The 21,809-nt window shown below is 44.7% G+C and carries 18 protein-coding genes, 1 pseudogene and 1 other annotated feature; of the genes and pseudogenes, 13 read left to right on the top strand and 6 right to left on the bottom strand.

The annotated features are described in order from the left end of the window. Positions 1–10: 10 nt before the first annotated feature. The 4 genes from AB4512_RS04020 to AB4512_RS04005 all read left to right on the top strand — a co-directional run bounded on the left by AB4512_RS04020 (position 11) and on the right by AB4512_RS04005 (position 5,802). Positions 11–964 carry a TIGR01212 family radical SAM protein gene (locus tag AB4512_RS04020; protein WP_372174469.1) on the top strand — a complete coding sequence of 318 codons (954 nt, stop codon included), beginning with the start codon at positions 11–13 and terminating at the stop codon, positions 962–964. Between the two features lie 91 nt (positions 965–1,055). Next, complete coding sequence (locus tag AB4512_RS04015; protein WP_017059307.1) at positions 1,056–2,807, top strand: diguanylate cyclase domain-containing protein; 1,752 nt, start codon at positions 1,056–1,058, stop codon at positions 2,805–2,807. 174 nt (positions 2,808–2,981) lie between these two features. Further along, complete coding sequence (gene arcB / locus AB4512_RS04010; RefSeq protein WP_017062885.1) at positions 2,982–5,351, top strand: aerobic respiration two-component sensor histidine kinase ArcB; 2,370 nt, start codon at positions 2,982–2,984, stop codon at positions 5,349–5,351. Between the two features lie 7 nt (positions 5,352–5,358). Then, on the top strand, positions 5,359–5,802 hold the full coding sequence (locus AB4512_RS04005; RefSeq protein WP_050644351.1) for a hypothetical protein: 444 nt from the start codon (positions 5,359–5,361) through the stop codon (positions 5,800–5,802). 136 nt (positions 5,803–5,938) lie between these two features. On the opposite strand, the gene arcA is transcribed toward AB4512_RS04005, so the two are convergent. Together arcA and AB4512_RS03995 are read right to left on the bottom strand one after the other, a co-directional pair. Further along, positions 5,939–6,655: a two-component system response regulator ArcA gene (gene arcA, locus AB4512_RS04000; protein ID WP_004741534.1), complete on the bottom strand. Its 717-nt coding sequence runs from the start codon at positions 6,653–6,655 to the stop codon at positions 5,939–5,941. A 429-nt stretch (positions 6,656–7,084) separates the two neighbouring features. Further along, a pseudogene (locus tag AB4512_RS03995) lies at positions 7,085–7,186 on the bottom strand (ribonuclease activity regulator protein RraA); the annotation flags it as partial. Positions 7,187–7,233: 47 nt separating this feature from the next. On the opposite strand from AB4512_RS03995, the gene AB4512_RS03990 reads away from it, so the two are divergent. Further along, the gene (locus AB4512_RS03990; RefSeq protein WP_017059310.1) at positions 7,234–7,719 is read left to right on the top strand and encodes a putative 4-hydroxy-4-methyl-2-oxoglutarate aldolase; all 486 of its coding nucleotides are present in this window, start codon (positions 7,234–7,236) and stop codon (positions 7,717–7,719) included. 112 nt (positions 7,720–7,831) lie between these two features. On the opposite strand, the gene AB4512_RS03985 is transcribed toward AB4512_RS03990, so the two are convergent. Continuing rightward, complete coding sequence (locus AB4512_RS03985) at positions 7,832–8,290, bottom strand: hypothetical protein (RefSeq protein ID WP_017070076.1); 459 nt, start codon at positions 8,288–8,290, stop codon at positions 7,832–7,834. A 317-nt stretch (positions 8,291–8,607) separates the two neighbouring features. Continuing rightward, positions 8,608–8,726: a sequence feature (Thr leader region), on the top strand. 29 nt (positions 8,727–8,755) lie between these two features. On the opposite strand from AB4512_RS03985, the gene thrA reads away from it, so the two are divergent. From thrA to thrC, 3 genes are read left to right on the top strand one after another with little or no spacing between them, the layout of a single operon-like run. After that, entirely contained in the window at positions 8,756–11,215 is a 2,460-nt protein-coding gene (gene thrA, locus AB4512_RS03980; RefSeq protein WP_050648721.1) for a bifunctional aspartate kinase/homoserine dehydrogenase I, read from the top strand. Between the two features lie 17 nt (positions 11,216–11,232). Beyond that, complete coding sequence (gene thrB / locus AB4512_RS03975; RefSeq protein ID WP_032545653.1) at positions 11,233–12,189, top strand: homoserine kinase; 957 nt, start codon at positions 11,233–11,235, stop codon at positions 12,187–12,189. After that, the gene (gene thrC / locus AB4512_RS03970; RefSeq protein ID WP_017059314.1) at positions 12,186–13,469 is read left to right on the top strand and encodes a threonine synthase; all 1,284 of its coding nucleotides are present in this window, start codon (positions 12,186–12,188) and stop codon (positions 13,467–13,469) included. The genes thrB and thrC overlap by 4 nt, the downstream gene beginning before the upstream one ends. Before the next feature lie 77 nt (positions 13,470–13,546). On the opposite strand, the gene grcA is transcribed toward thrC, so the two are convergent. Continuing rightward, the gene (gene grcA / locus AB4512_RS03965) at positions 13,547–13,924 is read right to left on the bottom strand and encodes an autonomous glycyl radical cofactor GrcA (protein ID WP_017059315.1); all 378 of its coding nucleotides are present in this window, start codon (positions 13,922–13,924) and stop codon (positions 13,547–13,549) included. A 325-nt stretch (positions 13,925–14,249) separates the two neighbouring features. On the opposite strand from grcA, the gene nfo reads away from it, so the two are divergent. The 3 genes from nfo (at position 14,250) to AB4512_RS03950 (ending at position 16,874) form a co-directional block, all read left to right on the top strand. Further along, on the top strand, positions 14,250–15,158 hold the full coding sequence (nfo, locus tag AB4512_RS03960; RefSeq protein ID WP_102319761.1) for a deoxyribonuclease IV: 909 nt from the start codon (positions 14,250–14,252) through the stop codon (positions 15,156–15,158). Between the two features lie 397 nt (positions 15,159–15,555). Then, entirely contained in the window at positions 15,556–16,236 is a 681-nt protein-coding gene (gene ung / locus AB4512_RS03955; RefSeq protein WP_102428207.1) for a uracil-DNA glycosylase, read from the top strand. Positions 16,237–16,322: 86 nt separating this feature from the next. Further along, positions 16,323–16,874: a hemerythrin domain-containing protein gene (locus AB4512_RS03950; RefSeq protein ID WP_017070073.1), complete on the top strand. Its 552-nt coding sequence runs from the start codon at positions 16,323–16,325 to the stop codon at positions 16,872–16,874. A 151-nt stretch (positions 16,875–17,025) separates the two neighbouring features. On the opposite strand, the gene AB4512_RS03945 is transcribed toward AB4512_RS03950, so the two are convergent. After that, the gene (locus AB4512_RS03945) at positions 17,026–17,214 is read right to left on the bottom strand and encodes a DUF3545 family protein (protein ID WP_017059319.1); all 189 of its coding nucleotides are present in this window, start codon (positions 17,212–17,214) and stop codon (positions 17,026–17,028) included. A 709-nt stretch (positions 17,215–17,923) separates the two neighbouring features. Here AB4512_RS03945 and AB4512_RS03940 point away from each other — a divergent pair. Both AB4512_RS03940 and yaaA read left to right on the top strand, forming a co-directional pair. Further along, entirely contained in the window at positions 17,924–19,351 is a 1,428-nt protein-coding gene (locus AB4512_RS03940; protein WP_032545312.1) for a sodium:alanine symporter family protein, read from the top strand. 208 nt (positions 19,352–19,559) lie between these two features. Further along, positions 19,560–20,336: a peroxide stress protein YaaA gene (gene yaaA, locus AB4512_RS03935; RefSeq protein WP_017059322.1), complete on the top strand. Its 777-nt coding sequence runs from the start codon at positions 19,560–19,562 to the stop codon at positions 20,334–20,336. A 115-nt stretch (positions 20,337–20,451) separates the two neighbouring features. Here the strand turns inward: yaaA and srmB are convergent, their stop codons facing one another. Next, a complete protein-coding gene (gene srmB / locus AB4512_RS03930) occupies positions 20,452–21,717 on the bottom strand; it encodes an ATP-dependent RNA helicase SrmB (protein ID WP_017059323.1) in 1,266 nt (421 codons plus the stop codon). Positions 21,718–21,809 lie beyond the last annotated feature (92 nt).

Below are 21,809 nucleotides of genomic sequence, written 5' to 3'. Positions count from 1 at the left end.
CTTTGAAAATATGCAATTACACGAGTTGGTCAATACTATCGGCCAAGACCTTCAACGCCGTTATGGCGAGAAAGTCCACAAGCTGACGCTTCACGGTGGTTTCAGCTGCCCAAACCGAGACGGGACCATTGGTCGTGGAGGTTGTACGTTTTGTAACGTGGCTTCCTTTGCCGATGAACAAACTCAAATTCAAAGTATTGCTGACCAGTTAAAAGATCGCGCGGGTGAGATTGCTCGTGCCAAGAAGTATCTAGCTTACTTTCAGGCGTACACCAGCACTTATGCTGAGGTACAAGTGCTTAAGAATATGTATGAAGAGGCGTTAAAAGCACCTGGTGCAGAGATCGTCGGCCTTTGTGTTGGCACAAGACCAGACTGCGTGCCTGATGCGGTATTAGAGTTGTTAGCGGGCTATGTTAAACAAGGCTATGAGATTTGGCTCGAGCTTGGCCTACAAACCGCCAATGATAAAACTCTCAAGCGAATTAACCGCGGACACGACTTTGCGGTGTATGAAACGATCACCCTGCGTGCACGCGCTTTAGGCATCAAGGTGTGTACCCACCTGATTGTTGGCCTACCAAAAGAAACCAAAGCGGATAACCTTGAAACCTTAGACAAGGTATTAGCCGTTGGCACCGATGGTATTAAGCTGCACGGCCTTCATATAGTAGAGGGCAGTACCATGGCTAAGGCGTGGAAGGCAGGAAAGCTAGAAGCCCCAAGCCTCGAAGAGTACATCGATATCGCGAGTGAGATCATTCAACGCACGCCTGCGGACGTGGTTTATCACCGTGTTTCTTCAGCGGCGAGACGCCCAACCTTACTTTCTCCTTTATGGTGTGAGAACCGCTGGTTAGCGATGACTGAAATAGGTCGTTCGTTGGATAAAACCGGTGCTCAAGGCATCAAAACGGGCTCTGCATTCGAGTACACGTTGCCTGTTTTAAACGCGGCCAATTAATAGAAATAGGTGACTGTAGGTAACAGCAGATAAAACCAATAAATAGTGGTAACATTTCCCTAATAGATTTTATGGTATAGATTGAGAGTAAATGGAACTGGTAATGACTTGGTTGTGGGACAGGGCGTATGGCTACGGTATTTATATCGTTGTTGTATTGCTGATTGCTCTCATCTGCTGGCATCTCTATTCTCGTTATCAGTCGCATATCGAAACACTTCTACTTGCTACCCCGTCGCCACTCTACTTTGTTGATGTTCGAAGTGGCGAAATACTCTATGCCAATCGCCAAGCCATGCAGTTGCTTGGTATCCGCCAAATCGGTGTTAATTTTCGCTTTCCTACTGTGGAAAGCGAGAACAGCTTTCGTCACTACTTAACCAACCACATCAACTCTCGAGCCTTCGAGCAGGTCTCCCTGTGGGCGCTTTCTGAATTTGAGTCGTTCAAGATCAACTTGATCGGTCGTAAGATCCATTTTAGAAATAAGCAGGCTTGGATGATTCACGCCTCACCTTATAAAAACACTAACGAAGAACTGTCCCAAGAAGTTCGAGAACTGAATGTTGCTCGTACCGCTTTGGATTCTTTGTCTGAGCTGATCTACGTGAAAGATCAGAAAGGTCAGTTAGTGACGAGTAATCGCTCGTTTAAAAAGTTTTGGCATGGTCGTGCTGAAGAGGGCACCCTGAGTGTTTCTGGTGGAGTATTAAAAGGTCGTGTAAGTGAACGCTCTTGGACTACAGATCAAGATGGAAAAAGCTGCTTGCTTGAAACCTACCAAAGTGTGCTGCTTTCCCAAGATGGAGAAACCATCGGCACGCTCTCTATTAGTCATGATGTGACCGATTGGCATGACATGCAGCAGAAACTGCGTGGCGAGATGGAGAAGCGAAAAGATACCGAAGTGGCACTTGCGCAGCGTGACACCATCTTGCAAAACCTCCTGGAGGCCAGCCCAGACTCGATTGGTATCTTTAATGAAAACATGGTTTATCAAGCGTGTAATAAACCATTTGTGGCTGCGCTGGGTATCTCTGAAGTCAGTGACTTGATCGGTAAACGTTTACAAGATGTGGTGCCACATAGCATCTATACGCGAATATCAGAAACCGATCATCAAGTGCTTCATCAAAGTAAATCACTGCGTTATATCGACAAAGTGGTCTCAAGTGATGGAACATTTACTTGGTATGATGTAGTCAAATCACCGTTTAGAGATCCAGCATCGAGCACTAATGGTGTGTTGATCATGGCGCGTGATATTACAGAGCGTTATCTAGCAGAACAAAAGCTTGAAGAAGCCAACCTTGAACTTGAACGCCTCAGCTTTATGGATAGCCTGACTAAAGTGTCTAACCGACGTCGTTTCGATGAACAGCTCTCTACACTGTGGCATTATCATGTGCGTGAGAAGCTGCCACTGACGATCATGCTATGTGATATCGACTTCTTTAAAGGCTACAACGACTTTTACGGACACCAACAAGGCGATGATGCTTTGATTCAGGTTTCTCAGGCATTTAAGCAGGTGTTGAATCGTTCATCTGATTGTGTGGCTCGTTATGGTGGTGAAGAGTTCGGCTTTATTCTGCCAAATACAACGACCGAAGGTGCTCAGCTGGTGGCGCAGCGTATTCATGATGAAGTCCTAAAATTGGAACTTGCGCATGAGAAGTCGACAGTCTCTGAATTCATCACGGTGAGTATTGGTATTATCTCTTACATTCCTACACCTGATGATGAAATGGAATCGGCTGTTGCCTTGGCTGATAGTGCGTTGTATCAAGCGAAATCAGACGGTCGCAACCGTTCAATGGTGCATCCATACTCAATTCGCTAACGCTATAAAATTGGCAATTTGATTATCCCCGGCTATTTTTGCTTAGTTAGTATTTGTATTGGTTAATTAACCTTCGAAATTACCGCTGAACACTTGCTGCGTGTGATGTAGCTAGCTTACCTCCCATCTTCAAACAAGGTAGAATGTTGCTAGTCTTATCGCATGGAGCGCTAAATGAAACCCATGAAAAATCTTGCCCAGTATTACGTGGATCTACTCGTAAAACTGGGGATTGTCCGCTTTTCTATCTTACTCGCCCTAGCGCTTGTTGCCCTCGCTGTTGTTGTGCAAGTCGGTATCACCCTTGCACTCAAAGGCAATGTTGATGACATCGACATTGTCCGTTCAGTTTTCTTCGGTTTAGTGATCACGCCTTGGGCGGTTTATTTTCTGTCAGTGGTCGTGGACCAGTTGGAAGAATCACGTCAAAGGTTAGCGAAATTGGTCTCTAAACTTGGCGACATGCGTGAGCGAGACCAAGAACTCAACAATAAAATGCAGCTCAATATCGAGAAGCTTAATCAAGAAATTGAAGAGCGTGAAAAAGCGGAAGAAGCGCGCGCAGAAGCAATGCAAGATCTCGAAAACGAGGTGTTCCAGCGCGAGCGTACTCAGCTTGAACTCGCAGAACGTACTGCACTGTTACGCTCGTTTATCGATGCCTCGCCTGACCTTATTTACTACCGTAATGAAGATGGTGTGTTCTCTGGTTGTAACCGTGCGGTTGAAGAGCTCACTGGTAAAACAGAAAAAGAGCTAGTTGGTTTAACTCCTTGGGATGTTTACAGTAAAGAGGTCGCTCAGCAAGTTGTTGAAACCGATAAGAAAGTATTTGCTGACAACCAAGCACTGACTTATGACCAATGGCTTGAATACCCAGATGGCCGCAAGAGTTACTTCGAACTGCGTAAAGTGCCTTTCTACAGCAAAGATGGTCGTCACTTGGGCTTGGTTGGTTTTGGCCGCGATATTACTGAACGTAAAGAGCATCAAGAGTCGTTAGAAAAAGCCAGCCGCGATAAGACCACCTTTATCTCAACTATTAGCCACGAGTTAAGAACGCCGCTCAACGGCATCATTGGCTTGAGCCGCATGCTGCTTGATAGCCAACTGACCACCGAACAGCGCAAGCAGATGCAAACCATCAAGGTGAGCGCGGTGACACTGGGTAATATCTTCAACGATATTATTGATATGGATAAGTTCGACCGCCGTAAGCTTGAACTCTTCCCTACGCCTATTAACTTTGAAGATTTCGTTGTCGAGATCGAAAGTATCTCTGCGTTGATGGCTGAGCAGAAAGGGTTAAGGTTCGATCTAGAAAGATTGTCTGATCTTCCAGCTGCTGTTGAGGTGGATGGTACTCGTCTTAGACAGGTACTGTGGAACCTTGTTAGTAACGCGATGAAGTTCACCAAAGATGGTGGAGTGGTGATGACAGTCAGCGCCGACATTGATGGTGACTTTGCCAACATTACGATGGAAGTGGAAGATACTGGTATTGGTATCCCTGAAAGTGAAATCGAGAAGATCTTCGCGATGTACTATCAGGTGAAATCGGGCACGGACAACTTGCACGCTGTCGGCACGGGTATTGGTCTCGCTGTCTCTCAACAGCTAATTAATATGATGGATGGCCACATTGAAGTCATCAGTGAAGAGGGCTTTGGCAGTACCTTTACGGTTTCGATTCGAGTTCCAGTGAATCACGATACTCAGGCTCTGATCAAAACGCCAAGAAAACAGTCGAATCTTAAGATCTTTATGGTCGAAGACATTGAACTCAATATCACAGTGGCTCGCTCTCTACTTGAAAGCCTTGGCCATGAAGTGACAGTCGTGATGACGGGTAAAGAGGCGCAAATTGCTTTCAATCCTGAAGACTATGATTTGGTGTTGTTGGATATCCAACTGCCAGATATGACGGGTTTCGATATTGCTCAATACTACCGCGAGAAATACAGCCAGCTACCGCCTTTGGTGGCGTTAACTGCGAACGTATTAAACAACAAGCAAGAGTACTTCCAGAAAGGCATGGACGAAGCGATCAGTAAACCTTTGTCGGTTCGAGCTATCCAAGATGTCATCAGTGAACTTATCGAAGATGCACCAGAGGTAATTGAGAAGGTAGCGGGCACCGATAAGGTTGAGAGCATTGATAAAGTCGACGCGAGTAAGCCTGTTCTTTCAGAAATTGATACCACTTTGCTTGATATTGATATGCTAGAGTCTTATGTTGATATTGTTGGACCGAAACCGGTTTTGGATAGCATCGCGATGTTCGAAGATATGATGCCGGAGTATATGGAAATATTGAACTCCAACATGGTCGCGAAAGATAAAGCCAGTATCGTTTCTGAGGCACATAAGATTAAAGGTGCTGCAGGTTCTATTGGTCTGAAACGCATCCAACAAGTTGCCCAGAAAGCTCAATCTCCAGATTTGCCTGCGTGGTGGGAGAACATTTCAGATTGGGTTGATGAGATAAATAACGAATACCAGAATGACATTGAAGTTTTAAAGAGTTGGTTAAATCAAAGGTAGAAGAATAATGAAAAAATTAGCATTCGCCGCATGTGTAGTGGCATTAGCGGGTTGTTCTGCGCCACAAGTAGAATGGCAGCAAGATAATCAAGTCGAAGTATCTGCAGTAACAGTTACCATGAAAAGCAACCTTTGGCACAACAAGATGCCAACGATTGGCGAGACTCAAGATAAGACCCTGCATGGTTCTATCTACCTAGAGTCAGATTCACAACTGCCAGCAACGCTTGCGGTTGAGAGTGTTACGGTTAAACAGGGTGCAGACACCTTGTTGGTAACGGCTGACGATCTTGATTTAAGAACACACAGTGAAACTCAATGGGAAGTCGCGTTTGTATGGCAGCTAGAGATCGACAGCGACAAGCCTGTTGATGTAGCGGTTGAACTTAAAGATGGCGAAACCGTGAAGTGGTTAGTAGAGAAAGACGTTAAGGTGGATACGGTTTACTAAAACCTTATCCAATTAAGAACAATAAAAAAGGGAGAATGCGTTGGCATTCTCCCTTTTTAATAACTATTGATGACGCTTCTATTGTTAATAACACTTACTGGTGAGTAGTGCTAAATGGTAAGAAGCGCGAATCGAATTAGTCTTCTAGGTCACCACAAAAGCGGTAGCCTTCACCGTGAATCGTTGCGATGATTTCTGGCGTACCAGAAACAGATTCAAAGTGCTTACGAATACGACGGATTGTTACGTCTACAGTACGATCGTGTGGCTTAAGCTCACGGCCAGTCATCTTCTTAAGAAGGTCTGCACGTGTTTGGATCTTACCTGGGTTCTCACAGAAGTGAAGTAGAGCACGGAACTCTGAACGAGGTAGCTTGTAGCCTTCGCCATCTGGGCTAACCAGAGAACGACTGTTGATATCTAGTACCCAACCGTTGAACTCGTACTTCTCAACGCTACGCTTCTCTTCTTGAACAGAGCTTGTGCTCATAGAACGGTTCAGAAGGTTGCGTGCACGGATAGTCAGTTCACGAGGGTTGAAAGGCTTAGTGATGTAGTCATCAGCGCCGATCTCTAGGCCAAGGATCTTATCAACTTCATTATCGCGACCAGTTAAGAACATAAGCGCTACGTTTGCTTGCTCACGTAGTTCACGTGCAAGTAGTAGGCCATTCTTACCTGGAAGGTTGATGTCCATAATTACAAGGTTAACTTGGTTGTCAGATAGCACTTGGTGCATCTCTTCACCGTCGCTAGCCTCAAAAACAGCATATCCCTCTGCTTCAAAAATACTCTTTAGAGTGTTACGAGTTACTTGCTCATCTTCAACGATAAGAATCTGCGGGGTTTGCATTTGGCGGTACCTAAATTTGTGACGAAACTGTGCTAATAGAATAAATTCTAGGCAAAAACATAACATACAGGTAATGTATTTTTGATGATAACTTAAAGTTTTCAAAAAAACACTTACTTCCAGCTATCTGCCTTCCTTGAAGTATTGCCCAATAACGTAGATCCAGTACGCCTTTCAATCATTCTTTTAGTGATTGGAGTGGATTCTATAATGTTAACAGCATGCTAACAACGCGAGAATGTTAATTCCATTCACTTTGTTGATTTACATCAATTGCCGTATCGCAACAAACTTTAATAGTATGGCTACAACTTAACCAATGTTATGGTGACTATTTAGCACCAAAACAAGAATGATTATTCGAGATGCTTCGCACATCTTGCCTGCTAAAGACCGGATTATGAACCAAGGAAGCTGAAAGCTGTCTTAAGAGTCTAGTAGATAAATATGCTCAATCAACCTTTATTGAGTAATAAATTGAGCATAGAACAATGAAAACAAAGGATTAATTTTAATAACATATAAAAGCATAGAGGCTAGCCTGACATAACTGGTAACGCCTTACTCACGGAGGATATATGCACGATATAACACCCGACTTGTGTGATGAGTTTGAAAGCGAAGTCACCCTACTGAACATGCCATTGCAGAACTTCGGCCAACGTGGTGCGTTCTTTGGAAAAATTGTAACAGTTCGTTGTTATCACGATAATTCCAAGGTTCGCGAGGTTTTAGAGACCGACGGCTGTGGCAAAGTGCTTGTCGTTGACGGAAATGGCTCATGCCAGAAGGCGCTGCTTGGCGATCAACTCGCTATTCTCGCGATAGAAAACGGTTGGGAAGGCGTGATTGTAAACGGTGCGGTGCGTGATGTAGGCATGATGTCGCAAATGGACCTTGGCGTTCAGGCGTTAGGTGCATCGCCATTCAAAACAGAGAAACGCGGTGTCGGCCAAGTGAATGTGACACTCTCTATACATAATCAACTGATTCAGCCTGGTGACTATATTTATGCCGATTGGAATGGCGTGTTAATTTCATCTGAGCTGTTAATTGAATCGTAACTGACTCAAATTGAATGCCGTTGATAGATTAGAACGGGGAATGGTTTGTGATGTACTAAAAGTTTGGATCTCAATCCGCACTAATCTGTTAATAAAGAACAAGCTAAAGAGACTAAAAGCGAAACCCTAGTCCCACTTCAACACCTTGCTGCCACTCTTCATAATCAAGGGTGGCATGCAAATCTAGGTTATCTGTTAGTTGCACTCGGCTGGAAACCTCTGCGGCTACCGATTTCTCATTGTCTTCGGTCTCGTCTTTATAGGTGTGTAGAGAACTGTTAAAAGAGACTCTTTCTGAGAACTGATAACTGACACCACTCAAGAATCCACTTTCCTGTTTCAGTGCCGCACTATTGATACGTGTACCGACGTAAAGATCCACATCTGAAAACAAGCTATAAGAGTAGCCACTGTCTATCTTCCAAGTATCGAAGCTTTCACTCGACGCGTTTTGTGTGGAGATAAAGAATTTATGAGAAGAACTATCGATCTGGCTGGGTAGTAGAGGCAAGCTATTCGCTGAACAAACAACAGGCATAGCAAAAGCCAAAAGAATAAGTAATCTCTTCATTTGCCACCCCTGATGTCATTATTATTGTTCTTCGAACGTTATCGTTCAATTAAAGCACAGAACTTGTACGTTCGCTGCACAATCGATATAGCATTTTGTTATGACTATATATGCAATTGATTACTCTTGCCTGTTCAATGAGTAAATCCAGTATCTTAAGTGAAGGTTTATGCAGGGTGTTTTATCCCTTAAATGACGGTTTGCTCTGAAAAACGGTGCGAATGTAAAAAAAACGCAACTTTTCATTGACGTCCAGTGGTAAAAATTGATACACGTAGAGTAAAGCACAAGCAGAGAATTTGATATGCAGCACGTAAGCCACCTAGTAATGACCACAACCATTATTATTACCGACATTAACATTGTTGGGGCAGGCTGCTAAGTAACGGATTTTAAAAAAAAGGCCTGTATCCAACAAGATACAGGCCTTTTTTTGTACCATTTTTATGACTTATGGAGAAAGGGATGCGCGTTTTAAAGTTTGGAGGTTCATCATTAGCTGATGCAGATCGTTTTTTACGAGCGGCTGATATCATCGCTAATAATGCCCAGCAAGAAGAGCTAGCCGTTGTACTATCGGCTCCAGGAAAAACAACCAATAAGTTGGTTGCTGTAATTGAAGCTGCACTTAAAAATGGTGAAGCAGACGCACAGATTACAGAGATCGAATCCTCATTCGCTGCACTGTTTGCAGATATTCAAACTGTTGTTCCTTCTATTGATGGTTCTGCGTTCCAAGAGCAGGTTGATACTTCTCTTGCTCAGCTAAAACAGTTCGTAAACGGCATTAACCTATTGGGTATGTGCCCGAACCATGTTAATGCTCGCATCATCAGTAAAGGTGAGCGAATCTCAATCCAGTTGATGAAAGCGGTACTTGAAGCGAAAGGCCAACCAGCAAGCCTGATTGACCCAGTTCAATACCTATACGCTAAAGGTGATCACCTTGAAGCTATGGTCGATGTGGACGTTTCAACTCAGAACTTCCGTCAGTCGCCACTGCCTAAAGGTCACGTAAATATCATGCCGGGCTTTACAGCAGGTAACGATAAAGGTGAGCTAGTCACACTTGGCCGTAACGGCTCTGATTATTCAGCTGCAGTTCTAGCGGCATGTCTACGTGCTGATTGCTGTGAGATCTGGACAGATGTAGACGGCGTTTACAACTGTGACCCGCGTTTAGTGGATGATGCTCGTCTTCTTAAGTCTCTTAGCTACCAAGAGGCGATGGAGCTTTCTTACTTTGGTGCTTCGGTTCTACACCCGAAAACCATTGCTCCTATTGCGCAATTCCACATTCCTTGTCTGATCAAAAACAGCTTCAACCCACAAGGCGCAGGTACTTTGATTGGCCAAGACACTGGCGAAGATAACCTAGCAATCAAAGGTATTACGACGCTAAGTGACCTAACCATGGTTAACGTATCAGGCCCAGGCATGAAGGGCATGGTAGGTATGGCGAGTCGTGTATTCGGCGCGATGTCTTCTGCTGGCGTTTCTATTGTCCTTATTACTCAATCTTCTTCTGAGTACAGCATCAGCTTCTGTATTGAATCGGCTGATAAGGTGAAAGCGAAACAAGTGTTGTCAGACGCGTTTGAACTTGAACTTAAAGATGGCCTGTTAGAGCCGGTTGAGTTCATGGATGACGTTGCGATTGTAACGCTGGTGGGTGACGGTATGCGCACTTCACGTGGCGTAGCATCTCAGTTCTTCTCTTCTTTAGCTGAAGTGAACGTCAACATTGTTGCTATTGCTCAAGGTTCTTCAGAGCGCGCTATTTCAGCGGTTATCCCTGAAGATAAAATCTCTGAAGCAATCAAAGCGTGTCACGAGAACCTATTTAACTCTAAGCACTTCCTAGACGTATTCGTTGTGGGTGTCGGCGGCGTTGGTGGCGAACTTGTTGATCAGATCCAACGTCAGCAAGGTAAATTGGCTGAAAAAGGCATCGTGATTCGCGTATGTGGTTTAGCAAACAGTAAAGGTTTGTTGCTAGACAGCGATGGTCTACCGTTAGAGCAGTGGCGTGACCGTATGTCGAGTGCGACTGAAGAATTCAGCCTAGCTCGCTTAGCGGCTCTTGTTCAACGTAACCACATCATCAACCCAGTATTAGTTGACTGTACGTCTAGCGAAGGTATTGCTGCGCAGTACGCTGATTTCCTAGCGGCTGGTTTCCACGTGGTAACACCAAACAAGAAAGCAAACACAGCAAGCATGGCTTACTACCATCAGCTTCGTGAAGTTGCACGTAACTCACGTCGTAAGCTGATGTACGAAACAACCGTAGGTGCAGGTCTACCAGTAATCGAAAACCTACAGAACCTTATCTCTGCAGGTGATGAACTTGAGAAGTTCAACGGCATTCTTTCAGGTTCACTGTCTTACATCTTCGGCAAGCTTGATGAAGGTATGACACTGAGCCAGGCAACCAATATTGCAAAAGATAACGGCTTCACTGAACCGGATCCTCGAGATGATCTATCTGGTATGGATGTGGCGCGTAAGTTGCTTATTCTTGCTCGTGAAGCAGGCATGGCGCTTGAACTTGAAGATGTTGAAGTAGACCAAGCTCTGCCACCGGGTTTTGATGATTCAGGTACGGTTGAAGAGTTCATGGCTCGCCTACCAGAAGCGGATGCTTACTTCAAAGAGCAGTCAGCTATCGCAGCAGAAGAAGGTAAAGTACTTCGTTATGTGGGTGAAATCGCTGAAGGTAAGTGTAAGGTTCGTATCGCTGCTGTTGATGGCGACGACCCAATGTTCAAGATTAAAGATGGCGAGAACGCATTAGCATTCTACAGCCGTTACTACCAACCAATCCCTCTAGTACTGCGTGGCTACGGCGCGGGTACTGAAGTAACAGCTGCTGGCGTATTCTCTGATGTGATGCGTACTCTTGGTTGGAAATTAGGAGTTTAAGAATGAGTTCAAGTGATATGGATGTTGTCGTTTATGCTCCTGCATCAATCGGTAATGTCAGTGTAGGGTTTGATGTGTTGGGGGCCGCTGTGTCTCCAGTGGATGGCACGCTGCTAGGTGACCGAGTTATGGTTAAAGCCGGTGATGAACCATTCTCACTTAAAACTGCAGGCAGCTTTGTTTCTAAGCTGCCAACTGAAGCAAAAGAAAACATCGTTTACGACTGCTGGGTGGTGTTCTCGAGAGAGCTTGATAAAAAAGGCGTTACGCTAAAGCCTTTAGAAATGACACTAGAAAAGAACATGCCTATCGGTTCAGGTTTGGGTTCTAGTGCATGTTCAATCGTCGCGGCACTGGATGCGCTAAACCGTTTTCACGGTCAGCCCCTGAATGAAACTGAACTGCTTGCTCTGATGGGTGAAATGGAAGGCAAGATTTCAGGTGGTATCCACTACGATAACGTTGCGCCATGTTACCTTGGTGGTGTGCAGCTCATGCTTGAAGAGCTAGGCATCATCAGCCAAGAAGTACCGTGTTTTGACGACTGGTACTGGGTAATGGCTTATCCGGGTATTAAGGTTTCAACGGCTGAAGCGAGAGAGATCCTACCATCTCAATATCGTCGTCAGGATATTATTGCTCATGGTCGTCACTTAGCGGGCTTTATCCACGCGTGTCATTCAGGTCAACCTGAACTGGCGGCGAAGATGATCAAAGACGTGATCGCTGAACCATATCGTGAGAAACTGCTTCCAGGGTTTGCTGATGCTCGTAAATACGCGCTGTCAGCTGGGGCACTGGCTACTGGTATTTCTGGTAGTGGTCCAACTCTATTTAGCATTTGCAAAGAACAAGATGTCGCCGAGCGTGTTGCACGCTGGTTAGAACAAAATTACGTACAAAATGAAGAAGGATTCGTTCACGTTTGTCGCCTAGATAAGCAGGGTTCGATCGTTACAGGAAGTGAGTTATGAAACTGTACAACATCAAAGAAAATGATGAACAAGTCTCTTTTGGCCAAGCCGTTCGTCAAGGCTTAGGCCGTAATCAAGGTCTATTTTTCCCATCTGAACTGCCAAAGTTTGATGATATCGATGCGCTGCTAGCAGAGGACTTTGTCCCTCGTAGCTCAAAGATTCTGTCAGCATTGATTGGTGATGAATTACCAAAAGAACAGATCGACCAAATGGTGGATGCAGCGTTCCAATTCCCTGCACCAATCAACCAAGTAAAAGACGGCGTTTACGCGCTTGAGCTTTTCCACGGTCCAACACTGGCGTTTAAAGATTTCGGTGGCCGCTTTATGGCTCAATCTTTAGCAGCTGTTTCTGATGGTGGTCAAATCACTATCTTAACGGCAACATCAGGTGATACTGGTGCGGCGGTTGCGCATGCTTTCTACGGCATGGAAGACATCAATGTTGTGATTCTTTACCCGAAAGGCAAGATCAGCCCACTGCAAGAGAAGCTGTTCTGTACGCTTGGCAAGAACATCCACACTGTGGCGATTGATGGTGACTTTGATGCGTGTCAGGCTCTAGTTAAAGACTCATTTGATGACGCTGAACTGCGTAAAGAGATCGGTCTTAATTCGGCAAACTCGATCAACATCAGCCGTTTAATGGCTCAGATCTGTTACTACTTTGAGGCGGCTTCTCAGCTGACTAAAGAGCAACGTGAAAACCTCGTTATCTCTGTACCAAGTGGTAACTTTGGTAACCTAACGGCTGGTCTATTGGCTAAAGCGCTAGGTCTACCTGTTAAGCGTTTTATCGCAGCAACTAACGAAAATGACACTGTTCCTCGTTACCTAGAAACAGGTCAATGGGATCCAAAACCGACTGTTGCGACAACATCGAACGCGATGGACGTAAGCCAACCAAACAACTGGCCTCGTATCGAAGAGCTTTGCCAACTGAAAGGTTGGGGCTTAGATACACTAGGCAAAGGTAAAGTATCTGACGAGCAGAGCGCTGAGTCAGTTCGCGACCTAAAAGCACAAGGTTACCTATGTGAACCACATGGTGCGATTGCTTACCGTCTACTGGAAGAGCAACTGCAAGAGAACGAAACTGGCTTGTTCCTGTGTACAGCACACCCAGCGAAATTCAAAGAAGTGGTTGATGACATCCTAGGTTCTGATATCGAACTGCCTGGCCCGCTAGCAAAACACGCGGCGATGGAATTGTTGTCTGAAGATCTTGATAACGATTTTGAAGCGCTAAAAGCTGTGCTTCGTCGAGTTCAACCGTAACGTCCATTTGTTTTTCGAACAAATAAAAACGGCGCTCAATGAGCGCCGTTTTTGTATTCTAATTTAAGCTCTAAAAATTATAGAGACTCAGTGAACGTACGTGCGATAACGTCACGTTGCTGTTCAGTTGTTAGAGAGTTGAAACGTACAGCGTAACCCGATACACGGATAGTTAGCTGTGGGTAGTTCTCTGGGTGAGCAACTGCGTCTTCTAGCGTTTCACGCTTAAGAACGTTAACGTTTAGGTGTTGACCACCTTCGATGCGTGGTGCTGCTTCGATTGCAACTTCACGGCTTTCGTACTCGCCTAGGTCTGCAGCTGAGATAACTTGGTCAGCTTCGAAACCTGCAGTAGCAACAACACAACGAGCTTCATTCTTCTCGCTATCTAGTAGCCAGATTGAGTTTAGTAGGTCATCGTTTGCTGCTTTAGTAATTTGAATACCTTGGATCATAACTATCTCCTAGTCCACTGAATGTGGTTTGATTATGGTGTTAACTTTCGATTTTTATTGAGCTGGGTAATGTATACCTAATATTAGTAAGGTTAACATTGATTTAAGTCAAAAAACAACCAAAAACCATATTTTTACAAAGGTGATTATATTGAGGTAAATCAATAAAACCTTTGAAAACAAAGTAATTACAAAATATTTTAAAGTATAAAAAATATTTAACAGCATATTTGTTGTAAGTTTACTACATTTATTGTGTTTTTATTGAACTACAACCGATACGACCCTTTATTTATTAAGCATTCTGAAAGTGTAAAGTGATTTAATGACAAACAATAATTCATCCTCAAAACCGGAAACAAATATTAAGTTTATTGGCGCTCATGTGTCGGCTGCTGGTGGTGTTGATCAGGCGCCTATGCGTGCACGTGAAATAGGTGCCAATGCGTTTGCACTGTTTACCAAGAACCAGAGACAGTGGGCGGCAAAACCACTAGAAGCGAAAACCATTAGTGCCTTTAAAGCCAATTGCAAAATGTTGGGCTACGGTGCTGAGCACATTCTTCCTCATGACTCCTACCTGATTAACCTAGGAGCGCCAGAAGAAGAGAAGCTAGAGAAATCACGCGCGGCTTTTATTGATGAAATGGAGCGTTGTAATCAACTTGGACTAACGCTTTTGAATTTTCATCCTGGGAGTCATTTAAAGAAAATCTCAGAAAGCGAATGTTTGGCGAAGATCGCTGAATCGATCAACCTAGCTCATCAAGCGGTACCTGACGTAATCGCAGTGATCGAGAATACGTCTGGGCAGGGCACTAATCTGGGTTGGAAGTTTGAACATCTAGCCGAGATTATCGAGCAGGTAGAAGATAAGTCACGTGTGGGTGTGTGCTTAGACACCTGCCATACGTTTACTGCTGGCTATGACTTACGTACAAAAGAGGCGTGTGAGCATACTTTTGCTGAGTTCGACCGCATCGTGGGTATGCACTATCTAAGAGCAATGCACATCAATGATTCAAAAGCTGAGTTCGCGAGCCGAGTCGATCGACACCATTCTTTAGGAAAAGGCGAAATTGGCTGGGATTGTTTTGAGTATATTGCCTCTGATTCTCGCTTTAATGGTATCCCTCTTATCTTGGAAACCATTGATTCGACGATCTGGAAAGAGGAAATTCAACAACTTAGAATGTTTCATCGCTCAGCAACGCTAGCGAGCGAACAAGCGTAATAATAGAGGGGGAAATTTATTTCCGTCTATTTCTAAAAATTGGCACCTTTCTTTCATAGTATTAAAGTGAATATGTAGTTCACGATGTCTTAGAGGAGGTGCCTTTATGTATTCAATCACCCAAACTTCAACTATTGCTGTCGCACGCCGTTTACCTACACCAAACCGTCACGTGCATAACCACGGCCACCATCGTACACAGCAGAAAAGTGGTTAATCGAGATAAGCACAACTTGAACTGATTATTATGATTCATCAACAAGTGAACCCTACACATCATGTTTATTGATAGCTGTATGAGGTATAACTAGAGCCTTATTTAGGACAGTTAGCCGATACAGCTATTTTTTTGTCTGGCGAAAGCCGCTAGAAACCTTGATGATTGGGAAGTAAAACGATGAGCGCACCAAAGACTTGGGAATCAATTATTAATGATGAACGTGATAAAGAGTACTTTCAGAGTGTCCTCGCGTTTGTTGAACAGCAACGTAATAGTGGTAAAACCGTCTACCCGCCACAAGAACAGGTGTTCAGTGCCTTTGATATGACGCCTTTCGAATCCGTGCGAGTGGTTATCTTAGGGCAAGATCCTTATCACGGTGCTAACCAAGCTCACGGCTTAGCATTCTCAGTGCTTCCTGGTGTGAAAATCCCACCTTCTCTACGCAATATGTACAAAGAGCTTGCACAAGATATAGAGGGCTTTGAGATTCCTAGTCATGGTTATCTCGATTCTTGGGCATCGCAAGGGGTGTTGATGTTGAACACAGTCCTTACAGTCGAAGAGGCAAAAGCACACTCACATGCTAAGTGTGGCTGGGAAACCTTTACCGATGCCATTATTGCTGAGCTCAATCAGCGCTCTGAACCGATCATCTTTTTGTTGTGGGGCGCACACGCCCAGAAGAAAGGTCAAGCGATTGATGACGACAAGCATCATGTGTTGGTTGCACCTCACCCATCGCCATTATCGGCACGCCGTGGATTCTTCGGTTGTCAGCATTTCTCTACAACCAACAAGCTGCTTTCTTCTATGGATCAACAACCTATTGACTGGCGTTTACCAACAGAAGTGTAGGTTGGTGGTTTTCTGAGCAGGGTCAAATCATAAATCAGCATATTCGTATACACTTATAAATAGTAGGTGTAATGGAGTGCAATACTATGATGATTGAAAGGATAAGACGAGAGCATGGCTATATGGCTCGTTTACTCGCGATACTCAACAGTAAGTTAGAGTTTCTGAAACAGGAGCGAGAAATAAACTATAGCCTGATCGCAGAGGTGGTTCATTACCTTATGAACCATTCAGACAAAGTGCATCACCCTAAAGAAGACGTCATTTATCGCTACTATCTTAAGCAATATGGCAGCGAGCAAGCGATTGAAGACTTGGAGTTAGAGCATCAATTGCTTTCTGAGAAAACGGCGGACTTTTTAGGTTTGGTCGATATGATCCTTCAAGATGCGGTGGTTCCTCAGCAAGTCTTTATTGAGCAGCTTGAAGCGTTTGTTAAGGCTCAGCGAAAGCACATGGAATATGAAGAGAAGCATGTGCTACCCATGATTGTTGAGGCGTTCACGGTGAAAGATTGGCAAGAAGTGGAGTCTCAATGGCTTCAACCGGAAGATGACCCTGTTTTTGGAGAGACCATCGCCGATCAATATCGCCAACTCGCGGCTCGGGTTCGACAAAATGAACAAGAGTGTGTTTAGCCCGTTGTAATGTTGAGGTGCACCTATTTTAGGTGTCCTCTATATTAGAGGGTTGGTTTCCAAATGGCGCTTTGAGCGGATTAACTACCTCAAAAAATAAAAAAGGCACCTATATAGGTGCCTTTTGCTATCTGATTTCTTATCGTGCTGATTAAAGTTTTATATCGTCAAGGCTAAAATCAAGACCTAGGTTCATCTCTCTCAGCTCTTTCTCAAGCTGCCTACGATCGTTGATGGCTTCGATTTCACGCCACTTACGCTTGAGTGGTTTCGAGCGTGATTTTTGAGTTACACGAGGCATTTCTAGTTCTGATACTTCATCGAATTGAAAGCTATCCATAAGCCATATCTCCTTCCGTGGGACTAGTTCTTACGAACCAATAAATATCATATTTAGGTTCACAATAACTTTGATTTGTTTCTCATTTGTTTCAAATCCATGAAGCTTTTGTTCTATTTTCTTATGCATGCTCACACATTGTGAGAATTATTATGTATAAAAAACAGGCAAACAAACCTAAGTAAACGATTAAATTGGGGGTTATTGAATGTTAATTCATTGTGCGAATGGAATAGCGTTTTGACTACAATGCATTGAAGTGCACATAGTACCGTGCGGTATAGGGATCTCATTGGCCTAGAAAAAAACGAAGATCTTCACTATACCTTGTAAAACCTAGGCTGACGTCATTTTTATAGGATGGTGTTCTTGTTGGGGTAGTGCCGTGGCTGTTGTTGATATTATGTCCCGATAATGTGACTTTTATTGGGCTGCATTGTTGAAAGTTGTGTTAACAAAAGGTGTGTTATTAGTGAAATGTCATTTTAATATAAGTGTATTTGCATATTGATTTTTAGGCCGTCTCGCTGCATTATCCGCCCGTCAAAAAATACACTGATACGTAAAATGGATGCATGAAGCGACATTTACAGTCTCAATCGCCGCAAGAATATAACAAGAGTGCCGACACAACATTGACAGAGGCATAGGCGATTAAGAGGAAGGCTAGGAAGCATGATCGGTGCTTAAACTCAATTACGAGGTTCACGTGACAGACTTAATCAATTTGATGAACGATCTCCTTTGGGGATCTATCTTAGTTTACTTACTGGTTGGTGTGGGTATCTACTTCACTGTACGACTAGGCTTCATTCAATTCCGCCATTTCGGCCACATGTTCTCTGTTCTTAGAAACAGCCGTAAAGCAGACAGTGCTGGTATCTCTTCTTTCCAAGCTCTTTGTACTAGTCTCGCTGCTCGTGTAGGTACGGGTAACATGGCAGGTGTTGCTGTAGCACTAACCGCTGGTGGCCCTGGTGCTATCTTCTGGATGTGGCTAATCGCAATGCTAGGTATGGCAACATCGTTTGCAGAAAGCACACTGGCACAGCTATACAAAACGCGTGATAACGACGGTAACTACCGCGGCGGCCCTGCATACTACATGGAGAAAGGCCTAGGCATGCGTTGGATGGGGGTTCTATTCTCTATCTTCCTCATCATTGCATTTGGTCTTGTATTCAACGCGGTTCAAGCGAACGCGATTGCAAGCGCAATGAATACGGCATTCGACCTTGAGCGTAGCTACGTTGGTGTTGGTATCGTAATCATCTCTGCGTTCGTTATCTTCGGTGGTATCCGTAAGATTGCACGCACAGCAGAAATCATCGTTCCAATCATGGCATTGGCTTACCTAGCGATCGCTATGTACGTGATGTTCGCGAACATCGAGAAAGTGCCTGAAGTACTGGCTCTTATCTTCAAGAGTGCATTCGGTCTGCAAGAAGCAGCAGCGGGTGGCCTAGGTTACGCAATCGCACAAGCGATGATTAACGGCATCAAACGTGGTTTGTTCTCGAACGAAGCGGGTATGGGTTCTGCGCCAAACGCAGCAGCTTCTGCTACGCCTTACCCACCGCACCCAGCATCACAAGGTTACGTGCAAATGCTAGGCGTGTTCATGGATACCATTGTTATCTGTTCAGCAACAGTCGCAATCATCCTGATGTCTGGTGAGTATGTACCACACGGTGAAGTAACGGGTATCGAACTAACGCAACGTGCACTAACAGCACAAGTGGGCGAATGGGGCGGCATTTTTGTAGCGGTAGCGATTTTCTTCTTCGCTTTCACTTCAATCATTGCAAACTACTCGTACGCTGAAACGAACCTTATCTTCCTTGAGCACAACAACAAGAAGGGCCTAGTGCTGTTCCGTATCGTTGTTCTGGGTATGGTTATGTTCGGTTCTCTAGCGACGTTACCAACGGTATGGGCACTGGCTGACGTATCGATGGGCCTAATGGCGATTGTTAACTTGGTGGCGATTATCCTGCTATCAGGTATTGTGATTAAGCTAGCGAAAGACTACAACCGCCAACTAGACGCGGGTAAAGTACCAACATTCGATTCGAATGACTTCCCAGAGCTTAAGTCTCAGCTGGAAGACGGTATTTGGGACAACAACAAGAAGTAATCTTGTTGGAGCGATAAACGGCTCATCCTAAAGTGATTAGAAAGGCTAAGGTTTCGACCTTAGCCTTTTTGTTTGCCTGTCATTTGTCTCATTCTGTCTATCGAAGCTCATTCTCCCTATCGAAGTAATAGGAAGAGTCATAAAGACAAGTTGATGTTTTTTCTATACTCTAGCAGCATCCAGTTAGATAACCGATTAGGGTAAAGTTATGTTAGTTGTCGTTTCTCCAGCCAAAACACTTGATTACGAATCACCATTAGCGACGGAACGCTTTAGTCAGCCTGAGTTTGTTGAACACTCTGCTGAGCTGATTGAAGAGTGCCGCAAACTGACGCCAGTAGATATTTCTGCACTGATGAAAGTCAGCGATAAAATCGCAGGGTTGAACGTAGCGCGCTTTGAGCAGTGGAGCGAGACCTTTACCCAAGACAACGCACGCCAAGCAATCCTAGCCTTTAAAGGCGATGTATACACTGGCCTAGACGCTGAAACGCTATCGGATGAAGATTTTGACTACGCACAAGACCACCTGCGCATGCTTTCTGGGTTATATGGCTTGCTTAAGCCGTTGGATTTGATGCAGCCATACCGCCTAGAGATGGGTACACGCTTAGCCAATGCTCGTGGTACTAACTTGTACCAGTTCTGGGGCAACATCATCACAGACAAGCTGAATGAAGCGTTGAATGCTCAAGGCGACAATGTGTTGATCAACTTGGCGTCTAACGAATACTTTAAAGCCGTGAAGCCGAAGAACTTGGATGGCCAAGTGATTACCCCTGTATTCAAAGACTGCAAGAACGGTCAGTACAAGGTGATCAGTTTCTACGCGAAGAAAGCGCGTGGCATGATGGCTCGCTACATCATCGAGAACAAGATCGACTCGGTTGAGGCGCTGACCCAGTTTGATACGGCGGGCTACTACTTCGTTGAAGAAGAGTCGAACGCGAAAGAGCTTGTCTTTAAGCGCGAAGAGCAAAACTAGTAGTCCTTGGCTAACGAGTAGCTCTCGGTTTTAGCCTGATAACAGACCAGATAGAGAAAAGCCCCATGCAGCGAACTGCATGGGGCTTTTTTATTGAATCGTTGAAGCTGGTAGATTACTTCTTCTTTGCTGCTTTCTTTTTCTTCGCGATTTTTTTCTTCTTCGCGATTTTTTGTTTCTCTACCGCTTTCTTATCTTCTTTCTTCGGCTTCTTCTTCTTAGTCACGGCCGCTTTCTTATGCGTAGGGCGCATGCCTTCAATAAAGCGTTCTTTGATTGGTTCGTCTGTGTAACGAGCCACACGCTCAATCATTAGTTGATCGTGCGCTTCAATGATAGAAACCGCGTTACCTTTTTTACCAGCACGAGCAGTACGGCCAATACGGTGTAGGTATACGTCAGCAGTACGTGGCATGTCGTAGTTGATTACGTGGCTTACGTCTGGAAGGTCGATACCACGAGCAGCAACGTCAGTCGCTAGTAGTACGTTTACAGAGCCGTCACGGAAACGAGCAATCGCGTTGTTACGACGATCTTGAGGCATTTCACCTTGGATCCACGCACATGGAATTTGCGCGCTTTCAAGTTGAGCTCGTAGATCACCTAGACGATCACGCGTCTTCAAGAATACGATGCTGCGCTCAGCTTGCTCTGTGATGACGTGCTTTAGGATGTTCAGCTTGTGCTCTGCTGTGTCTGCACGGTGGTACCACTGAGTGATCTTCTTACGCTCACGAAGTGATGATTTCGCATCGATCTCCGCTGGGTTTTTCAGTAGATCTTCAGTGAAGCCTTCAATGCCTTTACCTTCTAGCGTTGCTGAGAACAGTAAAGTTTGTTTACGCCAGCGACACTCTGCAGACAGACGGTCAACAACAGGACCAAAGCCCATGTCTAGCATGCGGTCGGCTTCATCTAGAACCAGCCATTCAATCGCACGACAGTCAAAACGCTCGCCTTCAATGTATTCCATCAAACGGCCAGGTGTTGCTACTACGATATCTTGAGTTGTACTTAAGATATCTGCGTGCTCTTGGTACATAACACCGCCCGTGATCGTGAAGATATTTAGGCTGGTGTATTTAGCAAGCTCACGTGCTTGTTCGGTGATCTGCATTGCTAGCTCACGCGTTGGCGTCAGGATAAGCATTCGTGCAGGGCCAGATTTCTTACGTGGGAAATCCAGTAGGTATTGCAGTGCTGGCAATACAAATGATGCTGTTTTACCAGTACCTGTTGGCGCAGAAGCCAAAACGTCTCTTCCATCTAACGCTTGTGGGATTGCTTCAGCTTGTATCTGTGTTGGACGTTCGTAGCCCATTTCGTCAATTGCTTTAAGCAGCTCTTGGTTTAGATCGAGTTCTGCAAAGGTTCTGATCACTGTTGTTTCTCCACAAGCAATAAATGTTTCTGCCTCAAAAAGCAGACGATAAAAAAGAGTAGTCGGACATTATAGAAGCATTAGTGATTAGG

The organism is Vibrio sp. 10N.222.52.B7 (genome assembly GCF_041474275.1).
GTDB classification, from domain to species: Bacteria; Pseudomonadota; Gammaproteobacteria; order Enterobacterales; family Vibrionaceae; genus Vibrio; species Vibrio crassostreae_C.
The sequence above is the reverse complement of the archived record's forward strand: the minus strand, read 5'-3'. Positions and strand labels throughout refer to the sequence as shown.